At 62.9% G+C, this 17,403-nt stretch carries 17 protein-coding genes and 2 tRNA genes; 4 read left to right on the top strand and 15 right to left on the bottom strand.

Going from position 1 to position 17,403, the window contains the following annotated elements:
* Nucleotides 1-3 precede the first annotated feature (3 nt).
* The 4 genes from B7G52_RS11505 to B7G52_RS11490 all read right to left on the bottom strand — a co-directional run bounded on the left by B7G52_RS11505 (nt 4) and on the right by B7G52_RS11490 (nt 4,201).
* Nucleotides 4-630 carry a LysE family translocator gene (locus tag B7G52_RS11505; RefSeq protein WP_096697732.1) on the bottom strand — a complete coding sequence of 209 codons (627 nt, stop codon included), beginning with the start codon at nt 628-630 and terminating at the stop codon, nt 4-6.
* A gap of 81 nt (nt 631-711) precedes the next feature.
* A complete protein-coding gene (locus tag B7G52_RS11500; protein WP_096662290.1) occupies nt 712-1,911 on the bottom strand; it encodes an ABC transporter substrate-binding protein in 1,200 nt (399 codons plus the stop codon).
* 144 nt (nt 1,912-2,055) lie between these two features.
* Nucleotides 2,056-3,636 carry a benzoate-CoA ligase family protein gene (locus B7G52_RS11495; RefSeq protein ID WP_096697731.1) on the bottom strand — a complete coding sequence of 527 codons (1,581 nt, stop codon included), beginning with the start codon at nt 3,634-3,636 and terminating at the stop codon, nt 2,056-2,058.
* Nucleotides 3,637-3,712: 76 nt separating this feature from the next.
* Nucleotides 3,713-4,201, bottom strand: a complete 489-nt coding sequence (locus tag B7G52_RS11490; protein WP_096697730.1) for a flavodoxin domain-containing protein — start codon at nt 4,199-4,201, stop codon at nt 3,713-3,715.
* Nucleotides 4,202-4,324: 123 nt separating this feature from the next.
* On the opposite strand from B7G52_RS11490, the gene B7G52_RS11485 reads away from it, so the two are divergent.
* From B7G52_RS11485 to boxB, 3 genes are all read left to right on the top strand, one after another.
* Nucleotides 4,325-5,221 (top strand): helix-turn-helix transcriptional regulator, encoded by an 897-nt coding sequence (locus B7G52_RS11485; protein WP_096697729.1) that lies wholly within the window; start codon nt 4,325-4,327, stop codon nt 5,219-5,221.
* A gap of 138 nt (nt 5,222-5,359) precedes the next feature.
* Nucleotides 5,360-7,054: a 2,3-epoxybenzoyl-CoA dihydrolase gene (gene boxC, locus B7G52_RS11480; RefSeq protein ID WP_371329018.1), complete on the top strand. Its 1,695-nt coding sequence runs from the start codon at nt 5,360-5,362 to the stop codon at nt 7,052-7,054.
* Nucleotides 7,055-7,200: 146 nt separating this feature from the next.
* Nucleotides 7,201-8,625 carry a benzoyl-CoA 2,3-epoxidase subunit BoxB gene (boxB, locus tag B7G52_RS11475; RefSeq protein WP_096697727.1) on the top strand — a complete coding sequence of 475 codons (1,425 nt, stop codon included), beginning with the start codon at nt 7,201-7,203 and terminating at the stop codon, nt 8,623-8,625.
* 30 nt (nt 8,626-8,655) lie between these two features.
* Here boxB and B7G52_RS11470 read toward each other — a convergent pair whose 3' ends face one another.
* The 6 genes from B7G52_RS11470 to B7G52_RS11445 form a co-directional block, all read right to left on the bottom strand.
* The gene (locus B7G52_RS11470; protein WP_096697726.1) at nt 8,656-8,997 is read right to left on the bottom strand and encodes a type II toxin-antitoxin system RelE/ParE family toxin; all 342 of its coding nucleotides are present in this window, start codon (nt 8,995-8,997) and stop codon (nt 8,656-8,658) included.
* Nucleotides 8,972-9,286, bottom strand: a complete 315-nt coding sequence (locus B7G52_RS11465; protein ID WP_096697725.1) for a type II toxin-antitoxin system Phd/YefM family antitoxin — start codon at nt 9,284-9,286, stop codon at nt 8,972-8,974. Before B7G52_RS11465 ends, B7G52_RS11470 begins: the two co-directional genes overlap by 26 nt.
* Before the next feature lie 43 nt (nt 9,287-9,329).
* The gene (locus tag B7G52_RS11460; protein WP_096697724.1) at nt 9,330-9,716 is read right to left on the bottom strand and encodes a DUF488 domain-containing protein; all 387 of its coding nucleotides are present in this window, start codon (nt 9,714-9,716) and stop codon (nt 9,330-9,332) included.
* Nucleotides 9,717-9,790: 74 nt separating this feature from the next.
* Nucleotides 9,791-9,867 (bottom strand) — tRNA-Arg (locus B7G52_RS11455).
* A gap of 72 nt (nt 9,868-9,939) precedes the next feature.
* Nucleotides 9,940-10,016 (bottom strand) — tRNA-Pro (locus tag B7G52_RS11450).
* A gap of 85 nt (nt 10,017-10,101) precedes the next feature.
* The gene (locus B7G52_RS11445) at nt 10,102-10,806 is read right to left on the bottom strand and encodes a glutathione binding-like protein (protein WP_096697752.1); all 705 of its coding nucleotides are present in this window, start codon (nt 10,804-10,806) and stop codon (nt 10,102-10,104) included.
* 126 nt (nt 10,807-10,932) lie between these two features.
* Here B7G52_RS11445 and B7G52_RS11440 point away from each other — a divergent pair, with 126 nt between their 5' ends.
* Nucleotides 10,933-11,589, top strand: coding sequence for a hypothetical protein (locus B7G52_RS11440; RefSeq protein ID WP_240523411.1), 657 nt, complete (start codon nt 10,933-10,935; stop codon nt 11,587-11,589).
* 85 nt (nt 11,590-11,674) lie between these two features.
* Here B7G52_RS11440 and B7G52_RS11435 read toward each other — a convergent pair whose 3' ends face one another.
* From B7G52_RS11435 to B7G52_RS11415, 5 genes are all read right to left on the bottom strand, one after another.
* Entirely contained in the window at nt 11,675-12,934 is a 1,260-nt protein-coding gene (locus B7G52_RS11435; RefSeq protein ID WP_096697722.1) for an acyl-CoA dehydrogenase family protein, read from the bottom strand.
* Between the two features lie 42 nt (nt 12,935-12,976).
* The gene (locus B7G52_RS11430; protein ID WP_096697721.1) at nt 12,977-14,077 is read right to left on the bottom strand and encodes a phosphotransferase; all 1,101 of its coding nucleotides are present in this window, start codon (nt 14,075-14,077) and stop codon (nt 12,977-12,979) included.
* Nucleotides 14,078-14,081: 4 nt separating this feature from the next.
* A complete protein-coding gene (locus B7G52_RS11425; protein ID WP_096697720.1) occupies nt 14,082-14,807 on the bottom strand; it encodes a Crp/Fnr family transcriptional regulator in 726 nt (241 codons plus the stop codon).
* 131 nt (nt 14,808-14,938) lie between these two features.
* Entirely contained in the window at nt 14,939-15,718 is a 780-nt protein-coding gene (locus B7G52_RS11420) for an oxepin-CoA hydrolase, alternative type (RefSeq protein ID WP_096697719.1), read from the bottom strand.
* Nucleotides 15,719-15,868: 150 nt separating this feature from the next.
* The gene (locus B7G52_RS11415; protein WP_096697718.1) at nt 15,869-17,389 is read right to left on the bottom strand and encodes a 3-hydroxyacyl-CoA dehydrogenase; all 1,521 of its coding nucleotides are present in this window, start codon (nt 17,387-17,389) and stop codon (nt 15,869-15,871) included.
* Nucleotides 17,390-17,403: the final 14 nt, after the last annotated feature.

Below are 17,403 nucleotides of genomic sequence, written 5' to 3'. Positions count from 1 at the left end.
GCTTCAGGCTTGGCGGCGGGTCAGCAGCAACAGCCCGCCCATCAGCGTGAACAGCCCGCCGGAAATCCGGTTGAACCAGCGCACCGCGCGGCTCGAACGCAGCAGCGGTGCAATGCGTGACACGCCGAGCGCGCAGCCGCTGAGCACGCTGAACTCGAAGGCCATGAAGGTCAGTGCGAGGATGGCGAACTGTGGCGCGAAGGGCGCTTGCGGATCGAGGAACTGGGGAAAGAAAGCGGCGAAAAAAAGCACGGCCTTGGGGTTGCTCGCACCGACGAGGAAGCCGCGCAGGAAAAACGAGCGGCGCGGCGTTTCAGCCGGACCCGCATCGGCCCGCAGCACCGAGGCGTCATTGCGAAAGGTTTTGACGCCCAGGTAAATCAGGTAGGCGGCGCCCAGCACCTTGGCTGCCATGAAGCCCGTTTCCGATGCCGCCAGCAGCGCGCCCAGGCCCAGCGCCGACAGCAGCATCACGCCCAGCACGGCGCTGACGCTGCCGGCCACCGAGGTCATGGCCTTGCGCGGGCCATGGTTCAGCGAGGTCGTCATGCACATCAGCATGGTCGGGCCTGGCGTGAAGATCAGCAGGGCAACTGCTGCGAGGTAGAGAAAGTAGGTGGTGAGGGTCATGGTGGGAAGTGGAGGCTTCGCTGCGAAACAAGGCAAAAAAATGGGAGGCCCGAAACCTCCCATTTTGAAGCAGAAAAAAAATCAGCCCATCTTGCAGCCGGCGCCGGAGTCGGCCAGCGCCTTGGCGGCCACGCCGATCACCTTGTTTTCCTTGTTCTCGACCTGGCGCAGGTAGATGTCCTGCACCGGGTTGTGGGCCTTGCTCATGGTCCACTTGCCGCGCGGGCTGTCGATCACGGCGGACTCGAGCGCCTTGTACAGGGCCGGTTTGCTGTTCAGGTCGCCCTTGACAGCATTGGCACCCTGGACCAGCAGCAGGCCGGTGTCGTAACCCTGCACCGCATACACGTCGGGCTGCATCTTGAAGCGGCTGGCATAGGCAGTGCGGAAAGCCTTGTTGCGCGGCGTGTCCAGCGAGTCGCTGTAATGCATGGTGGTGATGATGCCGTCGGCCGCAGGGCCGGCGGCGTCCAGCACACCTTCGGTCAGGAAACCCGAACCGTACAGGGGAATCTTGCCTTTCAGGCCAGCCGCCGCGTAGTCGCGGATGAACTTGGCAGCGCCGCCGCCGGCAAAGAAGCAGGCCACGGCGTCGGGCTTGAGGGCGGCGATTTCGGTCAGCAGCGCCTGGAACTCGACGTTGGGGAATGGCAGGCCCAGTTCCTTGACGATGGTGCCGCCGGCCGCGGTGTAGCTTTCCTTGAAGCCTTCAAAGGCCTCGTCGCCGGCAGCGTATTTCCAGGTGATCCAGACGGCTTTTTTGTGGCCGCGGGCGACCATGGCCTGGCCCAGCGCGCGGGTGGGCTGGGAGTTGCTGAAAGAGGTGCGGAAGACATTGGGCGCGCACAGGCCGCGGGTGGCGGCATGCACACCGGCGTTCGGGATCAGGCTCAGCACGCCGGAATCGCGCGCCACTTTCTGGATGCCCATCTGCACGCCCGAGTGCACGGTGCCGACCAGTACATCGACCTTGTCGCGCTGCACCAGCTTGCTGGCGTTTTCAATGCCTTTGGAAGGCTCGGACTCGTCGTCCACCTTGAAGTACTCGATCTCGCGGCCGCCGAGCTTGCCACCCTGCTGGTCGATGGCCAGGCGGAAACCGTTTTCAATCGCCACGCCGAGCTGCGCGAAGGTGCCGGTGTAGGGCAGCATGAAACCCACGCGCACCTTGCCCGATTGCGCCCGCGCCATCTGGGGGAGCAGCAAGCCGGTGGAGGCGGCGCCGATGACGGCCGCACTCTGGCTCAGGATCAAACGACGTGAAGGAAGGCGTGAGGTCATGGATAACTCCTGGTTGGAACGGAAGGGGATGCGCCGGAAGGCTTCAATAGTAATGGCGGTCTTCGCCCGAGGACCTAGTGAAAAACCCGAGATTGAGGATTAAATTGTTTATGCCTAAATCAATTGTCCTGCCAGCCTGCAGCTTCAAGCTGTGCCCTGGCGCAACTTGAAGCGCTGGATCTTGCCGGTCGCGGTTTTCGGCAACTCGTCCACAAACTCAATCCAGCGCGGGTATTTGTAAGGCGCCAGTTGTTGCTTGACGTGCGCCTTGAGGTCATCGGCCGAGGCGGCCTGGCCTTTCTTGAGCACCACAAACGCCTTGGGCTTGACCAGCTGGTCGGCATCGGCCAGACCGACCACCGCCACTTCCAGCACCGCCGGGTGGGTCATCAGCGACGCTTCCACCTCGAAAGGCGAGACATAGATGCCGCCAACCTTGAGCATGTCGTCGGTGCGGCCGCTGTAGGTGTAGTAGCCATCGGCATCCACCGTGTATTTGTCGCCGCTGCGTGTCCACTCGCCGGCAAACGTGGCCTTGGTCTTGGCGCGGCTGTTCCAGTACATCAGGGCCGAACTCGGGCCCTGGATCTGCAGCTCGCCGATCTCACCGACGCCGCAGTCCTGGCCGTCATCACCGACGATGCGCAGCGCATAACCGGGCACGGCCTTGCCGGTGCTGCCGTAACGTACTTCGCCGGGCCGGTTGCTCAGGAAGATGTGCAGCATTTCGGTCGAACCGATGCCGTCGAGGATGTCGCAGCCGTACTCGGCGGCCCACTTGTGGCCGATGCCGGCGGGTAGGGCCTCGCCGGCGCTGGTGCAGACGCGCAGGTTCAGCGCAGCCCGGGGCGGACGGGCGGGGTCTGCCAACAGCGAGGCGTACAGCGTCGGCACGCCGTAGAAGATGGTGGGCTGGTGTTCTTTCAGGATGCGGAAGACCTCGGCCGTGGTCGGGCGCGCCGGCAGCAGGATGGCCGTGGCACCCACACTCATCGGGAAGGTCAGGCCGTTGCCCAGCCCGTAGGCAAAAAACAGCTTGGCCGCGGAATACACCACGTCCGTCTCCTGGATGCCCAGCACACCGCGGCCGTACAGCTCGGCGGTCTGGATCAGGTGGCTGTGCAGGTGCACCGTGCCCTTGGGCGCACCGGTGGAGCCGCTCGAATACAGCCAGAAACAGGCGTCGTCGGCGCAGGTGGGTGCTATGGTTTTGGTAGCTTCCTGCGCGCGCACCATCTGGGCCAGGCTCGCATGCGGTGCGGCGTCTTCCGCGCCGGCAACGATCACGCTGCGCAGCGTGGGGATGCTCCCGATCAGCGGCTCAAACGCGGGCAGCAGCGCCTGGGACACGATCAGGCCCTGGGCGCGCGAGTCGTGCAGCATGAAGTCGAAGTCGGGCGTGGTCAGCAAGGTGTTGGCGGCCACCGGCACCACACCGGCCAGGATGCAACCCAGAAAAGCCACCGGCCATTCAGGGGTGTCCAGCATGGCCAGCAGGACACGGCTCTCGGGCGCGAAGCCCTGGGCCCGCAGCGCATTGGCGAAGCGGTGGGCCTGGTCGTCCAGCTCGCCGTAGCTCAGCGTCGCACCGCTGACGGCATCGATAAACGCGAGTTTGCCGGCGCGGCCGGTATTGCGCGCCAGCAGGTCATGGGCGGCGTTGTAGTCGCGGGGAATGTCGACGCGAGGGGGGGTCACCGAATGGTCGGCGCGGCTCAGGTTCATGGGGTCTCCGGATGCTCTATTTTTTATAGCTGCCTGCGCCCGCTGCTATTGGGCTGGAGGCTGTTTTTATTGAAACTCAGGCGGCTTCGGTGCTGGGCGTGCTGCTCAGTGCCAGCGCCAGCCATTCGCGGCACCAGGCGGCACCCTCGGTTTCGGGCAGGGTGCCGGCGCTGGCGTCGTGGCACCAGACCTCGCCGATACGCTGCGCGCCCAGGCTCTGCAGGCGCTCGTCAAACTTCTTGCCGCCGAAACAGAAGGTCTGCAGGTAGGTGCGGTCGCCGAGGGCGATCACGCCGTAACGCACATGGCCCAGGAATTTGGGCTGGGCATCGAGCGAGTCATACAGCAGCCGGGCGTTGTCCGGCACATCGCCCTGGCCGTAGGTGGAAGAGCAGATGAGATATATTGCATCTTCTTCGGCGGCGTTATCAAACACGCTGATATCCAGACCGTCCATCAACTGCACCTCGATATCACTGACGAGATCGGCGCAATCCATCTGGATGGCTTGGGCCACATAGTCGGCCGTGCTGGTCATGGTGCCCACGAGAATTTTGAGTTTCATGTTGTTCCGATCATCCTGAGTTTGTCGAAGGGCGAAAAAAGATGCAATAAACTGCTTGACAAGTTAATTGTGTGAAGTATAGTGCAATATTGATTTAACGCAAACTTTTTTCAAATAACGCAGATGTCCAACGTCGAAACCCTATCCGAACAGGCGAACAAAGCCACGCTCGCCGAGCTGGGTGCCCGGGTGCGGGCCTGGCGCGCTCGCCGTGGCATGACACGCAAGGCGCTGGCGAGTGATTCCGGCCTGAGCGAGCGTTTCCTGGCCGACGTGGAAAGCGGCAAGGGCAACGTCTCGATCAACTCGCTGGAAGCCGCGGCCCGCGCGCTGAACATCTCCATTCTGGAACTGCTGCAGGACGCACCGCGCCCGGCGCTGGCCCGTGTCCACGGGCTGCTGGGCCGGCTCGACGACACGCAGCTGGACCAGGCCTACGCGCTGCTCGGCAGCACCTTCGGCCTGAGCGATGCGCTGGGTCGCGAACAGCGCATTGCGCTGATCGGCCTGCGCGGTGCGGGCAAGTCCACCCTGGGCCTGAAGCTGGCCACAGAGCGCGGCGTGCCTTTTGTCGAACTCGACCGCGAGATCGAACGCGAAGCCGGCACCAGCATGAACGAAATCCTGCTGCTGCACGGGCAGGCCGGCTACCGCCGCTACGAGCGTCGCGCACTGTTCCGCATCGCCGAGGACCATGCCGACGGCGTTGTGATGACCACCGGCGGCAGCATTGTCAGCGAGCGGGAAACCTTTGACCTGCTGCAAAGCCGCTTTTACTGCGTCTGGCTCAAGGCCAGCCCGGAAGAACACATGGCACGGGTGGTGGCGCAGGGCGACATGCGGCCTTTCAATGCCACCCGCGGTGCCACGGACGAGGCGATGGAAGACCTGCGCCGCATCCTGGCCAGCCGCGAAGCGCTGTATGCCCGCGCCGATGCCGTGGTGGACACCGCTGCCCGAACCCTCAAACAAAGCCTGAAAGACCTGGAACGCGCCGTTCCGCCGGTCGCAGGCGCCTGACACCCACAGGAGAAAAGTCATGGAGCGCATGGCGAGGGGCCCCAGCTTGCTGGGGATCGACACGCGGAATGACTTTGGGTGGTCGACACCCAGGCAGTACCGAAACCAACTGAAACACAGGAGACCACGATGAATGCCATGACTGAACCGCTGTTATTCAAGCAGGTGATCGAAGGCCAGGAGCGCGAGCTCGTGAGCTTTGCCACCCACCCGACCAAGTACCAGCACTGGACACTGAGCGTGGAGGGCGACGTGGCCCGCCTGAAGCTCGACATCAATGAAGACGGCGGCATCAAGCCCGGCTACAAGCTCAAGCTCAACAGCTACGACCTCGGCGTGGACATCGAGCTGCACGACGCGATCAACCGCATCCGTTTCGAGCACCCGGCCGTCAAGGTGGTGGTGTTTGAGTCGGGCAAGGAAAAGATCTGGTGCTCGGGCGCCAACATCTACATGCTGGGCCTGTCCACGCACGGCTGGAAGGTCAACTTCTGCAAGTTCACCAACGAAACCCGCAACGGCCTGGAAGACTCCTCGCGCCATGACGGCCTGAAAGCCATCGCATCGGTCACCGGCGCTTGCGCCGGCGGCGGTTACGAGCTGGCACTGGCCTGCGACCGCATCGTGATGGTCGACGACCGCTCCAGCACGGTGAGCCTGCCCGAGGTGCCTTTGCTCGGCGTCTTGCCGGGCACCGGTGGCCTGACGCGCGTGACCGACAAGCGCAAGGTGCGCCGCGACCTGGCCGACATCTTCTGCACCACGTCCGAAGGCGTGCGCGCCGACCGCGCCAAAGACTGGAAGCTGATCGACGCGTATGCCAAGCCGCAACAGTTCGGCGCCTTGCTTGCTACTGAAATAGAAGCGCTTCGCGCCCATTCCACGAGGGCTGCGGGGTCAAAAGGCATTGAACTGACGCCACTCAAGGTGGTGATCGACGATGCCGGCTACCACTACAGCGTGGTCGATGCGCAGGTGGACCGCGAAAAACGCATCGCCACCCTTACCGTCAAGGCACCGGCCGCCGCCATTGAGTCCACGCCGGAAGCCATCGAAGCCGCCGGCGCCCACTGGTACCCGCTCAAGCTGCAGCGTGAACTCGACGACGCCATCCTGAACCTGCGCACCAACGAACTCGAAGTCGGTACCTGGGTCATCAAGACGCAGGGCGACGCCGGCCAGGTGATCCGCATGGACGAGGTGCTGGCCAGACTGAAGGACCACTGGCTGGTCAAGGAAACCACAGGCGCGCTGCGCCGCACGCTGGCGCGGCTGGACGTGACCAGCCGATCGCTGATTGCGCTGGTCGATACCGGCTCCTGTTTCGCCGGCACGTTTTACGAACTGGCGCTGGCCTGCGACCGCATCTACATGCTGGACCTGCCGGATTCGCCCGACGCTGCGCCCGCGCTGCAGCTGAGCCCCGCCAACTTTGGCTGGTTCCCGGCCGTCAATCACCTGACGCGGCTGCAGACCCGGTTTTATGAAGACGAGGCCACCATCGCGCAGCTGCAAAAACTCGGCGACAGCCCGCTGCGTGCCGACCAGGCGTTGGCGCTGGGTCTGGTCACCCTGAGCCCCGACGACATCGACTGGGACGACGAGATCCGCATCATGCTGGAAGAGCGTGCGTCCATGTCGCCCGACGCCATGACCGGCATGGAGGCCTCGCTGCGCTTTCCCGGCAAGGAGACCATGGAGACCCGTGTGTTCGGTCGGCTCAGCGCCTGGCAGAACTGGATTTTCATCCGCCCGAATGCGGTGGGCGAAGAGGGTGCCCTCAAGCTCTTCGGCACCGGCAAGAAGGCCAAATTCGACTGGAAAAGGATCTGATTTTTTTTTACTCCCTCCCTCTGGGAGAGGGCAGGGGTGAGGGCTCCCCGTTGCCGCGTTCAACGCCGCAGACCCCCTCACCCTGACCCTCTCCCAAAGGGCGAGGGAACTGGTCACCTGTTTTGTAGATTTTCAAGGACAACACCATGAGCACCATTGACCTGCAAGCCCTGATCCCCAACAACGTCAACCTCGGCGAAAACCGCCAGCTGCAGCGTGCGCTCGAGCACTGGCAGCCGGCCTTCATGAGCTGGTGGGACGAAATGGGCCCGAGCGACTTCAATGCCAAGGAGGTCTACCTGCGCACCGCCGTCGGCGTGGACGCTTCCGGCTGGGCCAGCTACGGCTACACCCCCATGCCCGACTACCGCTGGGGTATCTTCCTGGCCGACCAGGAAGAAAACCGGAAAATCGGCTTTGGCGACCACATGGGTGAGGACGTCTGGCAGGAAGTGCCGGGCGAGTACCGCAGCGCCTTCCGCCGCCTGATCGTGACCCAGGGCGACACCGAGCCGGCGTCCGTCGAGCAGCAGCGCCTGCTGGGCCACACCGCGCCCAGTTTGTACGACCTGCGCAACCTGTTCCAGGTCAACGTCGAGGAAGGCCGCCACCTCTGGGCCATGGTCTACCTGCTGCATGCCCACTTCGGCCGTGATGGGCGCGAGGAGGCCGAAGAGCTGTTGACGCGCCACAGCGGCGACGCCGACAAGCCGCGCATCCTGGGCACCTTCAACGAGCCCATGGACAACTGGCTGAGTTTCTTCATGTTCACCTACTTCACCGACCGCGACGGCAAGTTCCAGCTCAAGTCATTCGCCGAAAGCGCCTTTGATCCGCTGGCCCGCACCACGCGCTTCATGCTGACGGAAGAAGCGCACCACATGTTTGTCGGCGAGACCGGCATCGGCCGCGTGATCAAGCGCACGCTGGAAGTCATGAAAGAGCTGGACACCGACAACGTGGACACCTTGCGCAAGGCCGGCGTGATCGACTTGCCGACCATCCAGAAATTCATGAACTTCTGGTTCACCTCCTCGCTGGACCTGTTCGGCTCGGAGGCCTCGTCGAATGCCGCCAACTACTTCAGCAACGGTATCAAGGGCCGGCCCGATGAAGCCAAGTTTGCCGACCACGTCGAGCTCGAAAGCGAAATGACCATCCAGGTGCCGGACGGCAAGGGCGGCCTGAAGAATGAAACCATTTCCACCCGCAACGGCATGAACGAAATCACGCGCCTGGAATACGTGAAAGACTGCAATGTCGGCGTGACGCGCTGGAACATGGCCATCAAACGTGCCGGCGTGGACTTCGAACTGGGCCTGCCGAACTCGCGTTTTCGCCGCAGCGTGGGCGCCTGGTCGGCCGCCCACACCGACCCGCAGGGCAACCCCATCAGCGCCGCCGAGTTTGAGGCGAAAAAAGACGCCTGGCTGCCGACGGACGAAGACAAGACCTTCATCCACAGCCTGATGCAGCGCGTCACCGAACCTGGCAAGATGGCCGGCTGGATTGCACCGCCGGATCGCGGCATCAACGCGAACGCGGTGGAGTACGAGTACGTGAAGCTTTGAGAAGGAGTCTCAGCATAGTGAGTTGCTGCGCTAGCTACGAAGGAGCCGGCGCATCAACAAGGCTTGCATGTCGCGCCTGCCATCCACGATCAGGTACACATAGACCCGCCGGTTGACGATGCGGTAAATCACGCGGTAGGGCTTGAAGTAGGTCTCCCGATAGTCACGGATACCGACTGACAGCAGTTCCTTGGTGATGGGGCTGCGTTCAGGGAATAGCGCTAGCGTGGCCAGCAGTTTCTCTATGGCTGCCAGCACATGGGCCGCCTTCGCAGAGGCATCGTGCTCGGCAATGTAGTCGCAGATTTCTTCCAGGTCGCGTTGCGCGTCCTCGGTCAGCACGACTTCATACCGCGCCGGTTTGCTCGTCATTTCTGCTTAGTCTTTGGATTTTGGTAGCACGCTGGCGGATGCGCGCGATGGCTTCAGCCGCCGGAACAACCCGGCCTTGCTCGATTTGCTGGTTGCCGAGCGCCAGGATTTTCAGCAGGGCCAGTGTTTCCTGATTGTTTTCATAGGAAGCGATGTCCTGGATGACGGCTGTGGCTTCACCATTCTGGGTAATCACCATAGGCTCGCGCTGCTCGGCAATGTCTCGCAGAACTTGAGCGGCGTTTGCCTTGAGATAGCTGATGGGTTTGATTTGGGTGGAGTAACGCATGGACTGAATATAGTCTTTATTTAGTCTCAGTGCAATGAATCCATTAAACGATGGTCGCGCCGCGCTCGCTGAGCAATCCGCGAAGCAGAGAGCGGTGGCAGCGCGCTTCATTTTCACAATAACAACCCATCGAAAAATTCGTTTGGTGCGACAGCGCCGCCAGCAGGTCCAGGTTGCGGCTGGCATCCGGCTCGTTCATCTCGGCGCGGTATTTTTTGCTGAACGCCACCCAGTCCTTTTCCGTCTCCACCGACTGGCCCAGTTTCATGGTCTCCGCGCTGGGGGCCAGGTTGGGGTACCAGACGTCGTACCAGTCCTGCGAGGCGAATTCACTTTTGGGCACGCCGCGCGGCGGGCGCCGCACGGTGCCTATGCGCAGGCCTTCTCCGCTGCTTTGGGCGGTACCCAGTCTTATGATTTTTACTGCCATGCGAGATCCTTTCAGCACAGACGGTCTAGCGCCATTTTGAACGGTTTTGGATGACGGTAGTGGAGTGGTGGTGGTGGTCTGCCCGGAGGGGATCGAACCCCCGACCCTCAGCTTAGAAGGCTGATGCTCTATCCAACTGAGCTACGGGCAGAAAAAGCGGCTACAGGCGAATGTAAACGCAGATGCGAAAAAAGCCCACAGAGTGAGCTTTTTTGGATTTTTTTGGTCGGAGTACAAGGATTCGAACCTTGGACCCCCTGGTCCCAAACCAGGTGCGCTACCAGACTGCGCCACACTCCGACAAGTTCAAGATTATAGCCCGAACACGCAGCCCGCTGCGCGCTGCGCTGAATTATTTCACGGGCTGCAGTCGGTGGCGGGAGATTCAGCGTTTCTGGTATTGCGTTTTACCGAACAGGATGTCCCGCGATTTGTCGTCGGTGATGGGGCGGCGCAGCTCGGCCAGCACCTTGACGCCGCGCTGCACGGCAGGCCGGGCAGCGATGACATCAAACCATTTTTTCAGGTGCGGGTAGTCGGCCCAGTCGATGCCGTGGTTTTCCCAGTTGCGCAGCCACGGGAAGATGGCGATGTCGGCCACCGTGTACTGGTTGCAGGCGATGAACTTGCTGCCCGCCAGTTGCTGGTTCATCACACCGTAGAGCCGTCGGGTCTCGTTGGTGTAGCGGTTGATCGCGTAATCGATTTTCTCGGGCGCGTACTGGCGGAAGTGGTGGGTCTGTCCGATCATGGGGCCGACGCTGCCCATCTGGAACATCAGCCACTGCAGGACCTGGAACTTCAACCGGTCGCTCTTGGGCAGGAACTTGCCGGTTTTGGCTGCCAGGTACAGCAGGATGGCGCCGGATTCGAACAGCGCCATGGGCTTGCCGTCCGGCCCCTCGGGGTCCACCAGCGCGGGAATCTTGTTGTTCGGGCTGATGGCCAGGAACTCGGGCCTGAACTGGTCGCCGGCGCCGATGTCGACCGGAACCGCTTCCCAGTCGCGCCCGAGACGAAAGCCGCATTCTTCCAGCATGATGTGGACCTTGTGGCCGTTGGGGGTGGGCCAGGAATAGACTTTGAGCATGAGCGCAACCTTTGGAACTATGATGGAAAAGAGGCTGTCCGCGCCGTCTTGCTGGCGGGTGGACGAGTTCTCAAGCACTTTAAGAGAAAAGCCGGAATCATGTTTGAGCGCCTGAAAAAAGTTTTTGTGCGAAGCGAGACTCAGCCGCTGGAAGCGGCAAGGTCCGACCCGGTGTCGGAGTGGGCCAGCACGCACGGCTTCAGTTACTCCAGCCAGGGCAAGGGCGCCGGTGTTGTGCTGACCGGCAAGGTGCGCGGCAAGAGCTGGAAGCTGGAGAGCGGGGCGGCATCACGCGACTACATCGTCGGCGAGGAACTCCGCGCCCGTGCGATGCTGGACATCAACGAAGATGCGGCGGTGCTCATCATGAACCGGCCCCTCAAGGAATCGCTGGAAAAACGCGCCTACGCGATTTACACCGACACGCTGCAGACCACGGCCGACCCCAGTCTGCCCGAGGAAATGCGCTGGCTCGCGATGTATGACGAAGTCGGCTGGAGCAGCCTGGTGCCCGAATTCTGGGAGCGTTACACCGTGCTGGCCGACCGGCGCGAAAATGCCCTGGCATGGCTGGACAGCAACCTGGCCGAACTGCTGCTCCACTGGCCCGCGCCGGGCCTGGATGTGCAAACCCCGTTCATCCTGATGCTGTTGCGCGGCAAGGCCTACCTGCGCATGCAGTACAGCCCGCCCAGCATCGCCACGCTGCAACATGCGGCGATCGTGTACACCAGCGCCTGTGAGTCGGCGCTGGCCGGCCTATCGACGGATACCCTCCTCTGATTCGAGTAAAAAATGGCTTGAGCCCAACAAATACGGGCGCATTAAGCTATTATTTTTATAGCTAATCAGCGCCCGGTTTTCTCAATCAGCTGCCGCGGGTGATCGGCATCTCGACTTCGCCGGGCATGGCCAGGTGTTTGGCCAGTTCCAGTTTGGCGAGCGAGGCGCGGTGCACTTCATCGGGGCCGTCGGCCAGTCGCAGGGTGCGCTGGTGGGCGTAGGCATAGGCCAGCGGGAAGTCATCGGACACGCCGCCGCCGCCGTGCGCCTGAATGGCCCAGTCAATGATCTGGCAAGCCATGTTGGGCGCGACGACCTTGATCATGGCGATTTCGGCCTTGGCGATCTTGTTGCCGACGGTGTCCATCATGTAGGCAGCTTTCAGCGTCAGCAACCTGGCCTGGTCGATCATGCAGCGTGCGTCGGCAATGCGTTCATGCCAGACCGACTGGCGTGCCACCGGCTTGCCGAAAGCGACACGGGTGTTCAGGCGCTTGCACATCAGTTCCAGTGCACGTTCGGCAATGCCAATGCTGCGCATGCAATGGTGGATGCGTCCGGGGCCAAGGCGGCCTTGCGCGATTTCAAAGCCGCGGCCTTCGCCAAGCAGCAGGTTGGTCGCCGGTACACGTACGTTGGTCAGGCGCACCTCCATGTGGCCGTGCGGCGCATCGTCGTAACCGAACACGCTGAGCGGTCGGATCACGGTGATGCCGGGTGCATTGGCTGGCACCAGGATCATGGACTGCTGCTCGTGGCGGCCCGCGTCGGGGTTGGTTTTGCCCATGACGATGTAAATCGCGCAGCGTGGGTCGCCGGCGCCCGACGACCACCATTTCAGGCCATTGATCACATAGTCGTCACCGTCACGCACGATGCTGCACTGGATGTTGGTGGCGTCGGACGAGGCCACTTCGGGCTCGGTCATCAGGAAGGCGGAACGGATCTCGCCCTTGAGCAGGGGTTCCAGCCAGCGGTCCTTGTTGGCTTCCGAGCCGTAGCGGGCGATCGTTTCCATGTTGCCGGTGTCGGGTGCCGAGCAGTTGAAGATCTCGGGCGCAAACGGCACGCGGCCCATGATTTCGCACAGCGGCGCGTACTCGAGGTTGGACAGGCCTTCCGGTGCACGCGGCGAATGTGGAAGGAACAGATTCCACAAGCCGGCCGCGCGGGCCTTGGGCTTGAGTTCCTCGATGATGGTGGTCGGAATCCACGGATTGCCCTTGGCGCGGTTCTCCGCTATCTCGCGGAAGAAACGCGCCTCGTTCGGGTAAACATGCTGGTCCATGAAAGCCAGCAGGCGGGCTTGCAGTTCCTGGACTTTGGGGGTGTAGTTGAATTCCATCGTTATCTCCTGGAGTGGCGTCGTCGTAAAGGGTGAGGGCGGTCAGGCGCTCTGTGATTGGCTCTTCTGCGCAAAGTCCCAGGCCATGCGAGCCAGCGCGGGAGCGCCTTTGGCGGAGGCGACGGCCTGGGCGCTCGCCGCGGTGCCGGCTTCAACCCGCTTGGCGATGCCCTGCAAAATAGCCGCGAGCCGGAACAGGTTGTAGGCGAGGTAGAAATTCCAGTCGGCCTTGATCAGCTCGGGACTGGCAAACCCGGTGCGTTCGCAGTACAGGCGGATGTACTCGGATTCAAGCGGAATGCCCAGGCTGGCCACGTCCAGGCCGCCGATGCCGCGAAAAGCACCGGGCGGAATGTGCCAGGCCATGCAGTGGTAGCTGAAGTCGGCCAGTGGATGGCCGAGGGTCGAGAGTTCCCAGTCCAGCACGGCGAGCACGCGCGGTTCGGTCGGGTGGAACATCAGGTTGTCGAGGCGGAAGTCGCCATGCACGATGGAAACCATGGTTTCGTCACGCGCGCTGGCGGGCATGTTTTCGGGCAGCCACTTCATGAGTGCGTCCATCTCGGGGATGGGCTGCGTGATGGAGGCGGTGTATTGCTTGCTCCAGCGTCCGATCTGGCGCTCGAAATAATTGCCGGGTTTGCCGTAGTCGGCCAGCCCGCGCTCGGCGAACTTGACCTTGTGCAGGGCGGCAATGACGCGGTTCATTTCCCGGTAGATATCGCCGCGCTGGGCATTCGTCATGCCCGGCAAGGCCTGGTCCCACAGGACGCGACCCTCGACAAACTCCATCACGTAGAAGGCGCGGCCTATCACGGCCTCGTCTTCGCACAGGCAGTACATCTTGGCGACCGGCACGTCGGTGCCCTGCAGGCCGGTCATGACCTTGAACTCGCGCTCGACCGCGTGGGCCGAAGGCAGCAGTTTCGCGACCGGCCCCGGCTTGGCGCGCATCACGTACGAGCGCTGCGGCGTGATCAGCTTGTAGGTCGGGTTGGACTGGCCGCCCTTGAAGATTTCGGCGCTCAGCGGTCCCTGGAAACCCGGCAGGTGCTTCTCGAGGTAGGCGCTCAGCGCTTCCATGTCAAAAGCGTGCTGGCCCGAGACTTCGCGGGTGCCCAGGAAATGGTCAAAGTTGCTCATTGCTTTATTTTTCCAGGTCGGCTTCAGAAATACGCATGAGCGCTTCGCGGTTGCGCACCACCAGGCCACCCGGCTCGATGCGGATGGCATTTTCGCGCTCCATGGCTTTGAGTTCCTGGTTCACGCGCTGACGCGAGGCACCCAGCAGCTGCGCCAGTTCTTCCTGCGCCAGTTGCAAACCGATGCGCACCTCGTGCCCGTCGCTCAGGCTGCTGACGCCGTAGCTGCGCACCAGGTGCAGCAGTTGCTTGGCCAGGCGCGCGCGCAGGGGCAGGGTGTTGAGGTCTTCCACCAGGCCGTACAGCTGGCGGATGCGGCGCGCATGCAGGCGCAGCATGGCTTCGTACAGTTCCACGTGCGCGGCCAGGATTTTCTTGAAGTCGGCCTTGGCCACACACAGGATGGTGGTCTCGCCATGCGCATAGGCGTCGTGTGTGCGCCGGTCGCCGTCGAAGATCGCCACGTCGCCGAACCAGATGCCGGGCTCCACATAGGTCAGCGTGATCTGCTTGCCTGAAATCGAGGTCGAACTCACGCGTACTGCGCCCTTGGCGCAGGCAATCCATTGTTCCGGCGGGTCGCCGCGGGCGGCGATCAGTTCGCCATCCTTGAAACGTTGGACGTAAGCGCATCGAAGTATGTCGTGCCTGAGTGAGGGGGATAGGGATGAAAACCAGCGGCCACCGTTGATGGCCTCTCTTTCATCTATCGTAAGAATGGGATCGTCCATAGCCTGTCTTTTGGGTGACTCACAAGAAAGCTATTGTCGCGCCAGCGACGATGCCACAGGCCGCCATCTGTCGCCTCGGTGTCCCGGCCGCCCGCCCCGTGCGCAAGCACGGGCGGCGTTCCCGCGGCCGCTCAGTCGTAGACCGGCGGCCGCTTTTCCAGAAAGGCCGCAATGCCTTCGCCGCCATTGGGATGGTGGAGGTTGCGCACGAAATGCCCGCGTTCGGCGTCCAGCTGCTGGCTCAGGGTGTTGGCCTGAGCGTCATTGATGAGTTCCTTGATGCTGGCCAGTACATTGGGCGCACGCGCATTGAGCGTGTCGGCCAGTTTCAGTGCCTCGCTGAGCGCATCACCGGCGGCGACGCTGCGGTTGACCAGGCCGAGCGCATGGAGACGCGGTGCGCCTATGCGCTCACCGCACATCAGCAGCTCCGCGACCAGCGCGCGCGGCAGAGCCCGGCTCAGGGCCCAGCTGCCGCCGCCGTCAGGCGACAGCGCGACGCTGCTGTAAGCCATCACAAAAACAGCGTTGTCTGCGGCGACCACGAAGTCGCAGGCCAATGCCAGGGAAAAACCGGCACCGGCCGCGGCGCCCTCGACCGCGGCAATCACCGGTTTCGGGAAGGTGCGTATCGAGTCGATCCAGCTGTGCAGCCCATTGATGCTCTGGGCCTGCACTTCCATGGGCAGTTGCCGGTTGCCCTGCAGGCGATGCAGGTTGCCGCCGGCGCAGAAGTTGCCGCCTTCGCCGGTGATGACCACGCTGCGGATGTCGGGGTTGTTCTCGGCCGCGTTGAGCGCTTCCACGCCCGCGGCATAGATTTCCGGCCCGAGTGCATTCTTGAATTCCGGGTTGCTCAGGGTCAGCACCAAGGTGGCGCCGTCGCTGGTGCTTTTGAGTGCGCCTGCCATGTCAGTTTTTCCAATACAGAGAAATGGGGAATGGGCAGGAAATGCGTTCCCGCAACAACGGGGGCCGTGGAACCGGCTTTGCCGGTCCACAGGCGCCGCCCCCTCGAGGGGGGAAGGCGCTACACGCAGTGCGCGTCCGACGGGGGTGCTTCATGCCTCTTCGTGCATCAGGCTGAGGCCAATCGCGCCGCGGCGGCGCAGCCACGGGGAAGGGCGGTAACGCGGATCGCCGTACACGGTCTGCATGTTGAACAGCACTTCGAGGATGTTGGTGGGACCGTAACGGTCACCCATGGCGAGCGGACCCATGGGATAGCCCAAGCCCAGCGTGACGGCGGTCTCCAGGTCTTTGGGGCTGCAGATGCCCTGCTGGCAGATGTCGCTGGCAATGTTGACGATGGCGGCCACCACACGCTGTGTGACAAAGCCGCCGCTGTCGCGAATCACGCTGACGGCCTTGCCGTCGCGCGCAAACAGCGCGTGCGCGGCGTCACGCATGTCGCTGCGGGTCGCAGGGTTGGTCGCCAGCACGCGGCGCTTGCAGGCTGCGTCGTCGATCAGCATGTCGATGCCCACCGTGCGTGCGGGGTCGAGCCGCTCGACCACGGCCACGGTGGTGATGTCAAAGCCCAGGGGCGCTACCAGTACGAGTGCATGCATCGAAGGTGACGCGCCGGTCTCTATGCTGGCGCCGAGGTTCTTGAGCAGTTGCAGCAGCTCCGATCGGCGCGCCGCCCGGGGCGACACCCAGACCGGGGGCATCTCGGCCACCACGGGCACGGCCGGCTCTGCAGGGGTTTGTGCGGCGCCGTCGGTGTAGCGGTAAAACCCTTCGCCGGTTTTGCGGCCCAGCAGGCCGCCGGCCAGACGCTGCGCCGTGATCACGCTGGGGCGGTAGCGCGGTTCCTCGTAATACTGGTGGTACACCGACTCCATCACCGGGTGCGAGACATCAAGCGCGGTCAGGTCCATCAGTTCAAACGGCCCGAGCTTGAAGCCGGCCTGGTCCTTGAGGATGCGGTCGATGGTGGCGAAATCGGCAATGCCTTCGCTGACAATGCGCAGGGCCTCGGTGCCGTAGGCCCGTCCGGCGTGGTTGACGATGAAGCCCGGTGTGTCTTGGGCCTGCACCGGCGTGTGGCCCATTTGCCGCGCATAGTCGGCCAGCGCGCTGCAGGTTGCGGCGTCCGTCTTGAGGCCGGCAATCACCTCGACCACCTTCATCAGCGGAACAGGGTTGAAAAAATGGTAGCCGGCAAAACGCCCCGGGTGCTTGAGTCCGGCGGCAATGGCCGTGACGGACAGCGAGGACGTGTTGCTCACCAGGATGGTTTGTTCGGAAACAACACTTTCCAGCGACAAAAACAGTGATTTCTTCACATCCAGGCGTTCTACGACCGCTTCGATAACGAGGTCGCAATCGGCCAGATCTTCAAGTGTGTCGGCGCGCAGCAGGCGGGCTTTGTGGCCGGTGGCCAGGCCGCTGTCGAGGCGGCCCTTGTCCACCAGTTTGCCCCATTGCGCCGCCAGTGCGTCGCGCGCCTTGTCGGCTGCACCCGCCTGGGTGTCGAACAGCTTGACGGTGCTGCCCGCCTGCGCGGCGATTTGTGCAATGCCCCGGCCCATGGCGCCCGTGCCAACCAGGCCAACAGTTTTAAAAAGAGGTTTCATGGAAAAGTATTATC

It is taken from the genome of Polaromonas sp. AER18D-145 (assembly GCF_002379095.1).
Lineage (GTDB): Bacteria > Pseudomonadota > Gammaproteobacteria > Burkholderiales > Burkholderiaceae_C > Polaromonas.
The sequence above is the reverse complement of the archived record's forward strand: the minus strand, read 5'-3'. Positions and strand labels throughout refer to the sequence as shown.